We start from the raw sequence: 13,455 nt of genomic DNA on the forward strand, positions 1-13,455 counted from the left end.
GGAGACGGTCATGGTGACGCCGAGGATGATCAGGCCGACGACGGCGACGCCGAGGCCGACCCACTTGGCCCAGCCCATGACGGTGGTGAAGGCCTCGAATCCGGGCGGCATGCCCCCGGGGCCCGGGTCGGGGACGACGGCCCCGAAGCTGCCGGCGGCTGTGATCAGGTCGGAGGTGAGGGCGAGTACAGACATGGTGTGCTCCGTTTCGTGTGGTGGTGGTGCGGGGTGTTCGGCGCCGCCGGTTGGGGCGCCGAAAAGGTCCGGCTATCCGGTGGTGAGGGGGCCGTCGGCGTAGGCGACGTCAAAGTGCAGGTGGTTCGGGGTGTCTGTGAACTGGGTGATGTGCTGGTAGCTGGTCGAGCGGCACTGGATCTGCCCGGCACGCGAGCCCGCCGGAACCTGTGGGTCCAGGACGGTGAGGAGCGTGAGCGCGTTCGCGTCGCAGCCGGTCGTGGCCGTGCCGTCGAAGGAGAAGAAATCGACCGCGTTCCCGCCGCCGTTCATCCAGTGAGAAGAGCCGGTGCCGGCGCCCAGGAGGGATCCGGTGCACTGGCGGTTGAGGTCGGAGACGCCCACCTTTCCGAACGTGTTTAGCGCGATGGTGATGATCTGGAGGATCCGCACGTCGATGCCGCAGTTCTCCTTCGCGGTTCCGGCGGCCATGTCGCGGATCTGCTGCGCATACCGGTCCTCGAGCAGTCGCAGGCGCCCCTCTTCCATCGCCGTCACGAGGCCGGCTGCGAGGGCCTGCGCGTCGCCAGATACGGCGACGCATCCACCGATCGGCGCAGCCGTCGCAGGTGCGGTGCTGGCCGGCGTAGACGAAACACCGACCGGTGCAGCGGTCGTCGCAGGTGCGGTCGTGCTGCTGCCGAGGCCGTTGAGGTAGGTCATGATCCCCACGGCGTCAGCGCGGTACTTCTTGTAGTGGTTCGGGTCGGCGTTGCGCTGGACCTTGTTGATCGCGATCGAGGGCTCCATCGACTGCCAACCCTCGACCGCGACGAGGCGGTCGTAGAAGAAGCCCGCCGAGGTCGTCGGGTCCATTCGCTGCTCAACGGTGCCCCAGCTCGACTGCTGCTGGAACAGTCCGATCGAGTCGGCAACTGACCCGTCCGGGTTGATCGCACCGTCCCCGTAGCCGATGTTCACCAGGGATGACTCCCCGATCGCCGTCTGCACGCCCAGTGTCTGCCCGTCCGCGCCGAGCCCCTTCGCCGCTCCTGCGTTCACGATCAGTGCTGCATTCACGAGCTGGTCGTGCCCGTAGGCCCCGACCTTCGCGTCCGCAGGGACAGCGGACACGCTGACCGGTCCCCCGCCCGGCAGGCACGCCGCGGCAGCGGAGCCGCCGAAGAACAGCACCCACAACAGCATCGCGACCGCCACGACGGGCACCATGACCGCTGCAAGCACCCCCAGTCCCCCCTTCTGCATCCCGTTACTCCGAGGTGAGAGGGGTGATCTGCTCGACGGCCCAGGGAGTGCTCTCCGTGGTGCGGTGGACGTACACGGAGTACTCCCCCGCGTCGGTGGGGACGAGGATGCGCATCGTGAACGCGCCGTCACCGTCGCGGACGGTCGCAGCGCCCGCGAGGCTCGTGCAGGGCACGTTTGCCGGGTCGACCGTCTCGTAGGCTACTGCTGCCCGCTGGCTCAAAAACGGGTAGAGCTCGCTGATCCAGGTGTCGTAACCGACCGTTGGACGGCAGAACGCCACCGCCGCTTCCGTCGCAATCGCGACGGCTCTGCTCACCGGAGACAATTCTGGGGACGGCTCCGCATCGACCGGCTGTACATCCTCGGGAGTCGGCGTCGGCGATAAGAGTCGGATGCTGGGGAGTGGTGAGGCGGTCGTCGGTAGCTCGTTCTCATGAGACGCCTCACTCGGCGAGGTCGACGAGCAGCCGCTCACGAGGAGGGAGGCGACGAGGGCGAACAGGACGGTTGAGTACCGAGACGAAGAAGCAGGCACACGATAAAACTACCGATTTCGGTAGCTATTGCAACCCGATTCGGTTACCGAAATGGGCTTATATCATCTTTGGTACATTCCAGGGGTGGCTAGACGACCGGCGCCGGGACCGACCGACTTTTCGCGACGCGTGGTCCGCGCGGTCGAGACGCTCCGCGATCGTGCACGGCTGACCAACACCGAACTCATCCGTGCTGCAGGCATCTCGGCGAACTACTTCTACATCCGTCTGCGCGGCGAAGCGCCGTTCACCACCAACGACATCGAGAAGCTCGCTGGAGCCTTCGGGGTCGAACCGTACGAAGTGCTGCAGCTCGCGTCTTCTCCGAACCCCGAAGACGGTGGCGGAGAGCTCACTGCTGAGCGCATCGACGGCAGGGAGTTCGCTCGACGACTCCGATTCCTCGCCGAAGGGCCGACGAGTGCGGATGCTCAGATCTTCACTCTCGACACCCTCGTTCAGTCCATCCGCGGTCGTGACATCAGCTTCGAGCCGAAGGACTGGGATGAGCTGCTTGAGCTGGAGGGCTCCACGCGGCTGCCGGTCGATCTGCTCGTCGGTCTCAGCGAGTTCTTCGGCGTCAGCTACGAGTACCTGACTGCAAGGCGTGAAGACGAAGCCAGCGAGCTCATCGAAGCGGAGATCCGCTTCCACCGGGCGCTATTGGCTACCGGAGCCACCTCCATCAGTGCTCGAGCGCTGGGGGGCATGAACGCGAAGCAGCTCGCCGCCGTGACCAAGGCGATTCTGTCGATCGAGCGAACTCCGAAGGAGGGCACTACCGAATGAGCACCACCCAGAGCAACGAAGCCCTGTGGTTCGAACACGCCGACGTCGCCGCACGCACGACGCAGACGTTCGAGGAGAACCGGTTCCAGGACGATCAGACCTTGGATGCCCTCCTCAAGCATGTCTCTGACCTGCACGGCAAACCGATCCACGTCGATGCCATCGACGACGATGACTGGCAGACGGTCACAGCTCTCTGGGTCGATTTTCCCGACGAGGCCCAGATTCTCTACCGCTCGACCGATACCCAGCTCTACCAGATGCACTGCATCCTGCACGAACTCGCTCATATCGCCCTCCGCCACCCCGGCTGCAACGTCCTTGGGGACGACTCTTCCGTCGCCTCCTACCGGGGGACGAACGGAGTCGTGCGCGGCCGGCTCCTAGAAGCAGGCGGCTTGGAGGACCTCGAGAACGTTGATGGGGACCGGCGCATCCTCGAAGGCGAAGCAGAGCACCTCGCCCATCTTCTTTCCCGCTCACTCCTGCGTCCTCGTTTCCGGGAGGACGAGGAGGTCTTCGGGTAGATGCAGGCTCTAGCCCTGATCGCTCTTGTGGTCCTCGCCGTCGTCTTCGTCGCCCGGATCCCCGCTGCTGTCTCCCAGCCCTCGAGCCGGTTGTCCTGGCTCGCGAGCGGAGTCGGCTCCCTCGCGCTCCTCACCCGAGTCCACCCCGGATTGGACCGGTTTCTCGGTGGCGAGAACTACATCAACCTCGCCCAGAACGTCCTGGCGACCACCGCGTTCTGGTTGGTCATGAGAGCAGCCCTCCTTCAGTCCCGCAGCACCCCGCGATTCTGGACGAGGAAGCTCATCCTTGCCGCCATGCTCGTGTCCTTCGTCGTGCCGTTCCTGTTCATCACCGACAAGGAACCCACCTCGAAAACTTTCATCACCGAGCACATCTCCCAGACAGGTACCTGGCTTTACGCCAGTATCTACATGACGGCGATCCTCGCCATCTCGACGATGCTCCTGCTTGGTCTCCGTCGCAGAAAAGCGCGCTCCTACGGCTTCTTCGTCGCAGGCAGCAGCCTCGTCATCCTCGCCTGCATCGACGAGATCATCGTCTTGTCCCTCGACCACTTCGAGGTCACCGACCTCGGTTTCCGCGTCCTCCTGCGGAACGCGTTCGACTTCCTGTTTTACTGCGGCGTGATCCTCATCGTCACCGGAATCGCCTCATTCACTCTGCAGAAGGCCATGCGCGAGGCGCGACTCAGTCGGCATGCACGGCGACTTCGCCGCCTCGCCGGCAGACTCGCGGTGATGCCGGCTACGAACGGGTCAAGTCGCGCTCGAGACGAATCATCGATCGCGGTCGTGTACGACCTGGTCATCGCGCTTCGCGACTTCGAGAACGCTCACCGCGGCCGTCTGACACCAGCCGACGCTCGTCACGTCGCAGCGGCGGAGGCCATCGTGATGGAACAGCTCCCCTCCCCCGCGACCACAAGAGCTTGGACTCGATGAGCGCCCGGCAAGTCGGCGTGAGAGCTGTCGCAGGAGTAGCGGGAGCCGCTGTGACTGCCCTCTCCCTGCTGGCAGGCGTCGGTGTCGTCCTGGGGCGGCGAGTCGTGATGCCCGGGCGCAAGAGGACGGTGCAGGTCCTCTCGGCGACCTCGGACAGCCTCACCCTCCACGCCACGCCCGAAACCCTTCACGACGGCGAGTACGGCTTCTGGTTCGACTCCGATCGGGGCCACGCGCTCGTCGGCCGGATCCTGTATCACGACGCGATCGAGCGGACCGTTCGCCGCGAGGTTCTTCAAGTCACCGGCGGCGATCTCTCTACCGCTCACGAAGGCCGATGGACCGGGCACGTCTTCGCGCGTCCTGAGGACATCGACCCGCGCGTGCGCGAGATCCACGTCGACGCGCCAACAGGCCCATGTCCGGCGTGGCTCTTCCCGTCGACCGGCGGCGAGGGCGAAAAAACCTGGGCGATCCACGTGCACGGCATCCGCACCACTCGCATCACCGCGCTGCGCTCAGTCCCGGCAGCACGCAAGCTCGGCTACACGTCGCTCGTTCCTTCGTTCCGAGGTGACGGAGATGGGCCACCAACGAAGAACAGGGCGTCGACTCTCGGTCAAACCGAATGGGATGACGTCGATGCTGCGATCAGCTACGCCGTGGAGCATGGAGCGCACAGCATCGTTCTGTTCGGCTGGTCCCTCGGTGGCGGCATCGCACTTCAACTCACCGAGCGGTCTCAACACCGCCAACTCATCACAGCCCTCGTCCTCATCGCGCCCGCCACCGACTGGCGGCAGGTCATTCGGGCTGGAGCGCGCCGCGCTCATCTGCCATCGGTGGTGGGTGCGCTTGGGACGTTCGCGCTCTCCACTCGCCCCCTCAGCACCCTCGTAGGACTTCCCGGGCCCATCGATTTCGATGCCCTGGACTGGACCCGAGGACCAAGACTCACCGTTCCGACCCTCCTCATCCACTCAGACGGAGATCGGGAGGTGCCTGCCTCGTTGTCACGGGCTTTCGTGAGCGTGAACGTCGAACGGAGCGCGCTAGCCCTGCTCCCGCCCGCTGCGCATGCCTGGGAGTACAACATCGCGCCGGACGCATTCGACGCCTCGGTTCGCGAGTGGCTGCAGAGTCCTGGCTGACCCTATGGACGGTGTACCTGAATCGGTACGAGAGTGGCGCCTATTTTGGTAGGGTGCCGACATGGTTGTTCGACGGGAGTCTCATGCCTCGGCGGGTGGGGGCCGTCACGGCGTGACCTGGGCTGACGCCCCTGTCCCTCGGCAGCAATCGCGCTTAATCCCGGGATTGATCCGCCCTACGCGCGGCGTGGCGCGCACAATCCCGGGGTTAGATCACCACTCTGGACGCATGGCTCCGATCAAGCAGAAGCGACGCGCGCGCAACGGCGCCGTCACCGTGCCCGTCGAGTTTCAGATGCCTCACGTGCTGAAGGACGACGTCGACGGCGCCGCCAAGGCCTCAGGCGTCTCCCGCTCGCTGTACTTCGAGCTTCTGGCAGATCAGCTCCGCGACTCCACCGGGCGCCTGCCCGTGCTGGCACCGACGTTCGATATCGACCAGGAGGCGCACATCTCCGCCGCTTAAACGAAGGAGGCCCGCCGAAGCGGGCCTCACCAAGTTTCGTAGCTCGTACCCCGACACCGACCAAAGCAACGGGTCCGAGCTAATCAAGTCACCACCCTCACGGGAGGCTTCTCTATGCCCGAAAGATTACACGACGGGCTGAGAGATTCAATGATGGATCTTTCGGCGCGCCGTAGCAGCTCGTCGACGCTCGGCGGCGACGCATGGTCCCTGACGCGTCGGCTGAGCCCGCGCGGCACTGTCCGGACGATGCGCCGCGACGCCTACGGGCGCTTGGACGAGAACGCGTATCCCACGGCGTTCCTGATCTCTCCAGTCGCCCCGAGCACTCCCTGGGCCGTCTACCTTGCGGACGACGCGGGAGCGTTCCGGCTGCTCTGCTTCGACTTCGACGGCAAGGACTCCCACGGCGTCGACGCGGACCTCATGGAGCAGGCCGCGGACGACTGCGACGCTCTCTCCGCCGTTCTGGACGCGCACCAGGTCGCTCATCTCGTGTGCCAGTCCTCCGGGACTGGCGGCCGGCACCTGTGGATCGCACTCGCCGAGGGTGCTCCGGCCGAGCTGGTGGCTCGGCTGGCGATTGCCGCTCGCGCGAACTTCCGCACGCTGGATCACGGGATGCTCTGCAACCCCCGCACCGGCGCCGCTCGACCTCCCCTGTCCCCGCACCGCGACGGCAGCTTCTCGAGCGTTCTCCGCGGCCGCGCAGAGGAGCTGCTGGACGCGACCGTCACCGCGGCCGCCATCGAGGCCGTGACCGCTGCGCTGCAAGCCTCCCGCCCGCCACGCGCCATCGACGCTGCTCCCCCGGCCGCCCCGACCACCACGCATCGGGCGCACCGCCAGCTCAGCGCTGCCGGCGCCGGGCATATGGCGGCCGCGGGCGGAGGTGCGAACCCGTCGTGGACGGCGTTCATGTGTCTGCTTTCCGCGGCGCACGCCGGCTGGTCCTTGACTGACGTCGAGCACGCCGCTCGGACCGCTCCCGGGATGGAGCACTTCCGGACCAAGAACACCGGCCGCGGCCACCGCCGCCCGCGCTCGCGCGACGAAGCGGCCGAGCGCCTGACGCGGCAGTGGCAGAAGGCACTCCAGTACGCGGCCCTGCACGCCGTTCTCCCGTCCGAGCGCGAGCCGCGCGACCTGGTGGAGCTGGAGAGCATCGTCGGCTCAGTCAGCGCCCTCCTCGAGCGGTTCCGGGTGAGCCCGGGCCGGTGGGGCAGGAGCGAGCGGGCGACGTCGGAGAAGACGATCCTCACCGCCCTGGCCTACCTCACCCTGCACACCGGCAAGCGCACCGTCGCCGCGTCCATCCGCGACCTCGCCCTCCTCGCGGGCCTGGGCCGCACCACCGCGGCCAGCGCCCTGCGGACGCTGCGCGAGGACGGCTACGTGCAGCTCGCCGTCCGCGCGGACGGCTCGAACGCCAGCGAATGGCGACTGTCCGAGCACCTTTCCACAGGTTTCCTGCAAGGTCCGGCCACAACCACTAATAACCCCCGCCCCCCCGGGCCGATCTTCACCGAACGAACCATGCTCCTCACCATGCTCGAAGCCGACCTCACCGACACCCGGCACGACCTCTTCACCCGCGCCGGCCTGGGACACCTAGCAGGAAAGGCCTACGCTCTGCTGCGCCGCGAAGGGACCCTCGCCCTCGGCGCCGCCGCCACGTTGCTCGGAGTCACCACCCGCACCGCTGCCACCGCACTCTCCCGCCTGCGCAGACACCGGCTGGTCATTAGGCACACGACGGGGTGGACCCGCGCCAAGCGTGACCTCCGCACTGCCGCAGCTCGAACTCTCGGTGTCGACGGAGCCCTCGCAGATCGAGCCCACCGCTACGACGTCGAGCGCGAGGTCTGGGCCTGGTGGCAAGCCGAGCTGACCCACCGCTCCTCCTCCCCCCGGCAACGCCCTCGACGCCGACACGTCACGAGCCGACCCCTGTTCGAGGACACCACTCCCGGTGAGCGCGTCTGGCCGCTCTACCCCCGCGACGCCGCCGGCCGCGGCGATCACCGAGAAGCGCTGCACTGGGGACGCACCGGCATGCTCGCCCCCGGATCGCTCTGGTGGTCCTCCACCGCTGCCTAGCCCCCGACGCTGACCCTCGAGGTCGACGCGGATCCCCGACGAGCTCGACGCGCCCGAGACGGCTCCGCCGAACGTGCGAACGACTGGCGCACACGAGCGCTGTCGGACCCTCCGACCTACACTCGACTTCCATCGAACATATGTTCGAACGGGTTGGGAGGTACCGAGATGACTGTGACGATCGTGGAGCGGATCTCGACTCCGGCTCTGGACGCCGTGGCGATCGCGTTCCTCGTCGTCGGCGATGCGGTAGCGGCCGGGTTCCCCTCCCCCGCGCAGGACTACTTCGACGGCTCCCTCGACCTCAATGACCACCTGATCCGCGACAAGACCTCCACCTTCATCGTCCGCGTGTCCGGGGAGAGCATGATCGGCGCCGGCATCAGCGACGGCGACGAACTGGTGGTCGACCGCTCCCTCTCCCCCAAGCACGGCAACGTCGTCGTCGCGATCCTCGACGGCGAACTCACCGTCAAGCGCCTCGAACTCTCCCCCGGCGGCGTGATCCTGCGAGCTGAGAACTCCGAGTACCCGCCGATCCTCGTCCCCGAGCTCAGCGACCTCCAGGTGTGGGGCGTCGTGACCGTCTGCCTGCACCACCTCCACCGTGCACTCTGAGCAGCGCATCGACCTGGTAGACGTCAACAGCTTCTACGTCTCCTGCGAGCGACTGTTCGACCCGAAGCTGCACGGCCGGCCCGGGATCCGCAAGGGACCCGTCTGGGCGATGAAGCGTGGCGCGCGCTCCCCACGCTTCACAACCCACTGGGGCGAACTGGCGACGGCGTTCGCGCACTGACCGCAGCTGCCGGCGCGTGGAAACCTAAACCAGATTGCGGTGTAAGTCCGAAGTTCGGAAGGTTCAGAATTACAAAGTCTGTAACTTTGTTTCCACGCTGCAGCGCCTTTGTCTGTAAGTTTCAGAATCACAAACTCTGTAAGTCACTTTGCAAGGGGGAGCCCAATGGCGCCAGCGGAGACGGAAGAGGCCGTGGCTACAGACTTACAGACTTTGTAGTTCTGTAGGGCCATGCTTACCTGTCGGCCGAAGCTGCTGGTAGCGGCAGGGGGGAGTTCCGCGTGCCACCTGGGCCTGGTGGAACGAATCAGCTCAAGCGTCAGAGGAGACCTGCTGCGTGAGCATCCGTCGATGTGTCAGCCCTGCTCGGAGGGCGACCAGGTGCAACTTGGGTCGTCGGGGTAGCGGTCGACCACGTACTTCGTAAGTTACAGACTTCCGGAGTTGGTGATTTGAAGCCGAACTTTGGTAGTCTGTAATTACGGAAGTGAGAGGAACATTCATGCGCATTGTGTCCCTGGCAAATCAGAAGGGCGGGGTCGGGAAGACGACGAGTCTGATGAACCTTGCGGCCGTCGCCGCCAAGAACGCGCGAGTGCTCGTGGTCGACGTCGACCCCCAACAGTCGACCACCATGTGGGCGGCTCGGGCGGGGGAGCGGCTGCCCTTCGACTTCGCGGAGAACACCGACCCCAACACGCTCACACGCCTGCGGGAGCTGCCGTACGACGTGGTCTTCGTAGATACACCAGGAAACCTGACCGATACGGCGATCCTCGGTGCCGTTCTCGATGTCTCCGACTTCGCGATCGTGCCGATGGTTCCGGAAGCGCTTGCTGTCGATCCGACGCGCAACACGATCAGCAAGCTCATCGAGCCGCGAGATGTTCCGTACCGAGTCCTGCTCGGCAAGGTGGACATGCGTGTACCGAACCTCCTCGAAGACTGGGTCAATCTTGTGGATGTAAGCCTCAAGCTCCCTCGCTTCAAGCAGCACATCCGACAGTACAAATCGATCAGCGATTCGCCGCTCACCGGAGACGTTGTGACCCAGTACCCCGACACCAGGCAAACCGCCAATGCGATCTACGACTACAACGCAGTCGCCCTGGAGCTCACCTCCATTTGGGCGCACTCGACCACGAGGAGCTCCTAATGGCCCGCCAGGACCTCAGCGCAATGCTGTCTACGCCGTCTCAGGCGGATCTGTCTCTCACTCCCCCCGAAGCATCCCCAGAGGTGGTGAAGCCTCTTCGGCCGTCGAAGTCGCCGGGAGTGGAAGACGACGCCTCTGCAACTCGACAGGACCCGGCTGAGGGAGCCGGCTACCGGTCCTTCGCCAGGAAAGAAGCGAAGATCCGAGACGATCAGTACACCGCGCTGACTGCGCACGCGCGTCGACTCACGCGAACCAGGCCCGCCGGGACCGAGCGAATCACGGAAAACACCCTCATCCGAGTAGCGATCGATCTTCTTCTCGAGAGAAGCGATCAGATCGCGGGCGGGTCGGAGGCCGAGATTCGGAAGTCTGTTGGTCTGTAAGTAACAGACTTGGGGGAGACGTCCACGGCCGCCATCCTTGAGCACGCCCTCCGCTCGGGTATTTTCACTGACCGTGACGGTCCTTCGATAGAATGATCTATAGGAGGTGGTTGCTATGTCGATCGCTCAGAGGCCCGATGGGGACACCGTTCGCCGGCTGCGCAGCCGTCAGGTCGTGACGAGAGTGTCGTACCTGCGGGAGCTGCGCCGTGCCGCGCAGGACACCACGCAGAGGCAGCTCGCGCATCTGATCGGTATCTCTCAGCCCTCCGTGAACAGTGCCTTGAAGTCGGCGGCCGCCGTGCCGGACGTGCGCCCCGGCTTCTCCGGCGCCACCACCTACGAAATCGCCCAGCGCTACGACGCCGGCGAGCTCACGCGCGAGCAGACCATCGATGAGCTCGGCCGCTGGTCCTATCGACCCGGCTCGCCCAGCGACGGCTTCGACTGGACGACCGCGGATGCGGGGGAGTTCGAGGACGTCGGGCGCGCGTTCAGCGAGCACCTGATCGACGCGGAGATGTACGACGAGATCCTGACCCGCTACAGCGAGCAAGGTCGGTGACGGGCGAGGACTCGTCAGCGATCGCCGCGCACTGCGAGACGGTGCGCGAGTGGGCTCGGGCCGGTGGCCCGCTGAGCCCTGCCAGCGATCGGGCGACGGTCAATAACCGCGACTGGTTCGTCCGCGAACCTGACGGCGTGGATCGGCCGCGCGCCGCGCGGCGGCAGTTGCACGACCGCCTGGTCGCCGCCTACCGCGACGAGTTCCCCGACGTCCGCGCGGAGCGAAAGGCGATCATCCTCGCTGGCCCGCCCGGGGCCGGGAAGTCGACCGTGCTCGCGGACGTGCTCGGCGCCGACCGCGGCGTGTGGCTCACCGTGGACGCGGACGAGTTCAAGCGCGCCCTGCTCACCGAGGCGATCAAGGACGGCAGCTACGACCGCGCGATCATGCCGCCCGAGGTCCGCGCCGCTGAGGCGGCGGGGGAGCGGTTCTTCCCGCTCGAGCTGGCCTCCCTCGTGCACGAGGAGTCCTCGCAGCTCGCGATCCGCGTCCGCAACGAAGCGGTGCGGGACGGGCTGAACGTCGTGATCGACACCGTGCTCTCCTCGCCTGAGAAGGCCGTCGAGCTGGGGCAGCGACTCGGGTCCGTCGGCTACAGCGTCGAGGTCATCGACGTGGAGGTCCCGTTCGAGCTGTCGGAGTCGCGCATCGCCGGCCGCTGGCAGCAGTCCTATGAACGCGCCCTCGACGGCGCCGACGAGCTCGGTGGCCGATGGGTGCCCAGCGAGTACGCCCGCGGCGTCTACGCCGGCCCCGGCGGCCGCTCCCTCCCCGAGGTCGCCGCCGAGCAGCTGGCCGACACCGGACTGACCGTTATGCGCTACCGGCGCTACAGCACCTCCGCCGAAGGGCAGCCGCGCACGCTCGACGTCGATAAGTCGCGTACCGCGTTCGGAGAACCTCTAATCGACACGGCCCTCGCACAAGCACGAGCGACCGTCACCCGCAGCTTCCCCACCACGACGCCGACGCAGGCGCCGGACCGCGGCGACCGAAGCCGTTAGACCCACTGCCGGCGGCGCCCGTCAGCAGCTTGCGCTCTTCCTCTACCCGTTCCGGGGGTCGCTAGATGCGGTACCGGCGAAATCGGGGGAGGGAGGCTAGGCACGCTTGCCCGAGAAGTACCGCCAGGAGATGTGGACGGTCAGGACGAACGAGGCACCCGTCGCGCTCACTTCTGCGGGAGTCGACTCCGTGATCGTTCCCTCGTAGGACTGGCGATTAAACCCCTCAGACAACGGGAGGCCGCTGACCTGGAAGCGGGAGGCGGCTACGAGTGTCCAACGCACGGTCGCCGCTCCCTGAGCACCTCCCCCGGGGAGGTTGCGCCCGCCGCCGCCGGTGAGTTCGCCGCCCTGCATTAGGTCGACCCCGACGAGGGAGTCAACGACCGTTCCTCCCGGGCCGAACATGTCGTTGGTGGCGAGGAACTCATCCACGGCAGCGGCTGCCGCCTGCTGGTCGGTGTCGTTCAGAGCGAACACGATTCCGCCGCCGAAGAGACAGACGGTCGAGAGCTCAGACGCCGATCCGAAGAGCTGGTTCCCTCCTCCCTCTGAGAAGCACCAGTCCTCTGTCGCGCGCGCCACCTCGCGCACACCCGGCGTGATGCTCACTGCCATCGCCTCATCGAACAGCGGACGGGTATCCACTCGCGCTGCGGAGACGACTGACGAGGTCGGTGAAGGGCCGGGGACGTCACCGACGCATCCCGAGAGCAGTGCCACAACGGCCGAGAGTGAGACCAGGCCCGAGAACCGGCGTCGATCCGTGCGACGGAGGGCGCGTCGCGGAGGCATGCGCCCACTGTAGGGCGCTGCTGATCGTTCTTCCGCTACCCGTTCCGGGGGCCGCTAGATGCGGCACCGGCGATGCCGGGGGAGGGAGGCCGCTGCGCGGCCCATTCCCCTGCGTTTTCTTTACCTCTCCGCGGTTTCAACCTATTTCGCTCCAGCGGCTGCGTGCCACCGATCCCAGACGCGCCCTGCGGGCTTATTTCGCCCGTGATCGGCGTCACTCCGCCGCCTCCACTCAAACGGTCTTCCCCGCCGGAGAGGCAAAGAAAAACGATCAGCCAGAGGGAGACACACCATGAGCCAGCAGCGCGGCACCCGTACCGAGGTCATCAAGAGCGAGTACCACGGCCCCGGGGCGGAGGGCATCAGCCGGACCGCGCGTCAGGTGGTCATCGTCGGCGCCGGTGGCAACGACCCGGTGACCGAGCAGACGCCCGCCGTGCGCCTGGTCACCCGCAGCGGTGGCCGCGCGGTGGCCGGGGTGACGTTGCAGCACTTTGAGCCCGTCGAGCCGCTGCCCGCGGATCGCATCGGCTACATGGCTTCCGGTGCCTATGTCGTCGTGCCGGTCGCGGTCGCCCGAGCGCTCGACCTGTACCCCGCCGCCTACTCGCTGCACGACCGCAGCGAGACGCCCGCCGACTACCTCGCCAACGACTGATCATCGACCCGAGAAGGAGAACCGACATGCTCACCATCACCCACACCCCCGAGGCCGGAACGATCATCGAGGGCACCAGCCGCGGGGACGGCACCGCCGAGATCCTGAAGGCGTCCGGCTGGCGCTGGGGCC

The 13,455-nt window shown here is 66.5% G+C and carries 15 protein-coding genes and 1 pseudogene; 12 read left to right on the plus strand and 4 right to left on the minus strand.

Annotated elements, in window-relative coordinates:
- The 3 genes and pseudogenes from C5C95_RS16325 to C5C95_RS16335 all read right to left on the minus strand — a co-directional run.
- A pseudogene (locus C5C95_RS16325) lies at nt 1–195 on the minus strand (hypothetical protein); the annotation flags it as partial.
- A gap of 72 nt (nt 196–267) precedes the next feature.
- On the minus strand, nt 268–1,440 hold the full coding sequence (locus tag C5C95_RS16330) for a hypothetical protein (RefSeq protein ID WP_104281107.1): 1,173 nt from the start codon (nt 1,438–1,440) through the stop codon (nt 268–270).
- Between the two features lie 4 nt (nt 1,441–1,444).
- Nucleotides 1,445–1,759: a hypothetical protein gene (locus C5C95_RS16335; protein ID WP_104317974.1), complete on the minus strand. Its 315-nt coding sequence runs from the start codon at nt 1,757–1,759 to the stop codon at nt 1,445–1,447.
- A gap of 304 nt (nt 1,760–2,063) precedes the next feature.
- Here C5C95_RS16335 and C5C95_RS16340 point away from each other — a divergent pair, with 304 nt between their 5' ends.
- From C5C95_RS16340 to C5C95_RS16395, 11 genes are all read left to right on the plus strand, one after another.
- Nucleotides 2,064–2,768, plus strand: a complete 705-nt coding sequence (locus C5C95_RS16340; RefSeq protein WP_146082460.1) for a helix-turn-helix transcriptional regulator — start codon at nt 2,064–2,066, stop codon at nt 2,766–2,768.
- Nucleotides 2,765–3,295, plus strand: a complete 531-nt coding sequence (locus C5C95_RS16345; RefSeq protein ID WP_104324863.1) for a hypothetical protein — start codon at nt 2,765–2,767, stop codon at nt 3,293–3,295. Before C5C95_RS16340 ends, C5C95_RS16345 begins: the two co-directional genes overlap by 4 nt.
- A 27-nt stretch (nt 3,296–3,322) precedes the next feature.
- Complete coding sequence (locus tag C5C95_RS16350; protein ID WP_146084918.1) at nt 3,323–4,240, plus strand: hypothetical protein; 918 nt, start codon at nt 3,323–3,325, stop codon at nt 4,238–4,240.
- 50 nt (nt 4,241–4,290) lie between these two features.
- Nucleotides 4,291–5,391, plus strand: coding sequence for a S9 family peptidase (locus C5C95_RS16355; RefSeq protein WP_181125743.1), 1,101 nt, complete (start codon nt 4,291–4,293; stop codon nt 5,389–5,391).
- Nucleotides 5,392–5,620: 229 nt separating this feature from the next.
- Nucleotides 5,621–5,857 carry a hypothetical protein gene (locus C5C95_RS16360; RefSeq protein WP_056045669.1) on the plus strand — a complete coding sequence of 79 codons (237 nt, stop codon included), beginning with the start codon at nt 5,621–5,623 and terminating at the stop codon, nt 5,855–5,857.
- Nucleotides 5,858–6,106: 249 nt separating this feature from the next.
- Nucleotides 6,107–7,957 (plus strand): hypothetical protein, encoded by a 1,851-nt coding sequence (locus C5C95_RS16365; protein ID WP_146082462.1) that lies wholly within the window; start codon nt 6,107–6,109, stop codon nt 7,955–7,957.
- A gap of 168 nt (nt 7,958–8,125) precedes the next feature.
- Nucleotides 8,126–8,575, plus strand: a complete 450-nt coding sequence (locus C5C95_RS16370; protein ID WP_104324864.1) for a LexA family transcriptional regulator — start codon at nt 8,126–8,128, stop codon at nt 8,573–8,575.
- Nucleotides 8,565–8,756, plus strand: coding sequence for a DUF4113 domain-containing protein (locus tag C5C95_RS17930; protein WP_258071664.1), 192 nt, complete (start codon nt 8,565–8,567; stop codon nt 8,754–8,756). Before C5C95_RS16370 ends, C5C95_RS17930 begins: the two co-directional genes overlap by 11 nt.
- A gap of 502 nt (nt 8,757–9,258) precedes the next feature.
- Nucleotides 9,259–9,912, plus strand: coding sequence for a ParA family protein (locus C5C95_RS16380; RefSeq protein ID WP_056045660.1), 654 nt, complete (start codon nt 9,259–9,261; stop codon nt 9,910–9,912).
- A gap of 501 nt (nt 9,913–10,413) precedes the next feature.
- Nucleotides 10,414–10,863, plus strand: a complete 450-nt coding sequence (locus tag C5C95_RS16390; protein WP_104281100.1) for a hypothetical protein — start codon at nt 10,414–10,416, stop codon at nt 10,861–10,863.
- A 137-nt stretch (nt 10,864–11,000) separates the two neighbouring features.
- Entirely contained in the window at nt 11,001–11,870 is an 870-nt protein-coding gene (locus tag C5C95_RS16395; RefSeq protein ID WP_258072688.1) for a zeta toxin family protein, read from the plus strand.
- Nucleotides 11,871–11,966: 96 nt separating this feature from the next.
- Here the strand turns inward: C5C95_RS16395 and C5C95_RS16400 are convergent, their stop codons facing one another.
- Entirely contained in the window at nt 11,967–12,518 is a 552-nt protein-coding gene (locus tag C5C95_RS16400; RefSeq protein WP_181125744.1) for a hypothetical protein, read from the minus strand.
- Between the two features lie 439 nt (nt 12,519–12,957).
- Between C5C95_RS16400 and C5C95_RS16405 the strand changes: the two genes are divergently transcribed.
- On the plus strand, nt 12,958–13,323 hold the full coding sequence (locus C5C95_RS16405; RefSeq protein WP_104324865.1) for a hypothetical protein: 366 nt from the start codon (nt 12,958–12,960) through the stop codon (nt 13,321–13,323).
- Nucleotides 13,324–13,455 lie beyond the last annotated feature (132 nt).

The sequence above is a fragment of the Rathayibacter sp. AY1B7 genome, from assembly GCF_002932735.1.
Lineage (GTDB): Bacteria > Actinomycetota > Actinomycetes > Actinomycetales > Microbacteriaceae > Rathayibacter.

Excerpts from the sequence above, each read along its gene's own strand:
- C5C95_RS16330 (WP_104281107.1), bottom strand. The coding sequence starts at position 1,440 with ATGCAGAAGGGGGGACTGGGGGTGCTTGCAGCGGTCATGGTGCCCGTC.
- C5C95_RS16345 (WP_104324863.1), top strand. The coding sequence starts at position 2,765 with ATGAGCACCACCCAGAGCAACGAAGCCCTGTGGTTCGAACACGCCGAC.
- C5C95_RS16360 (WP_056045669.1), top strand. The coding sequence starts at position 5,621 with ATGGCTCCGATCAAGCAGAAGCGACGCGCGCGCAACGGCGCCGTCACC.
- C5C95_RS16365 (WP_146082462.1), top strand. The coding sequence starts at position 6,107 with ATGCGCCGCGACGCCTACGGGCGCTTGGACGAGAACGCGTATCCCACG.
- C5C95_RS16370 (WP_104324864.1), top strand. The coding sequence starts at position 8,126 with ATGACTGTGACGATCGTGGAGCGGATCTCGACTCCGGCTCTGGACGCC.
- C5C95_RS16380 (WP_056045660.1), top strand. The coding sequence starts at position 9,259 with ATGCGCATTGTGTCCCTGGCAAATCAGAAGGGCGGGGTCGGGAAGACG.
- C5C95_RS16390 (WP_104281100.1), top strand. The coding sequence starts at position 10,414 with ATGTCGATCGCTCAGAGGCCCGATGGGGACACCGTTCGCCGGCTGCGC.
- C5C95_RS16405 (WP_104324865.1), top strand. The coding sequence starts at position 12,958 with ATGAGCCAGCAGCGCGGCACCCGTACCGAGGTCATCAAGAGCGAGTAC.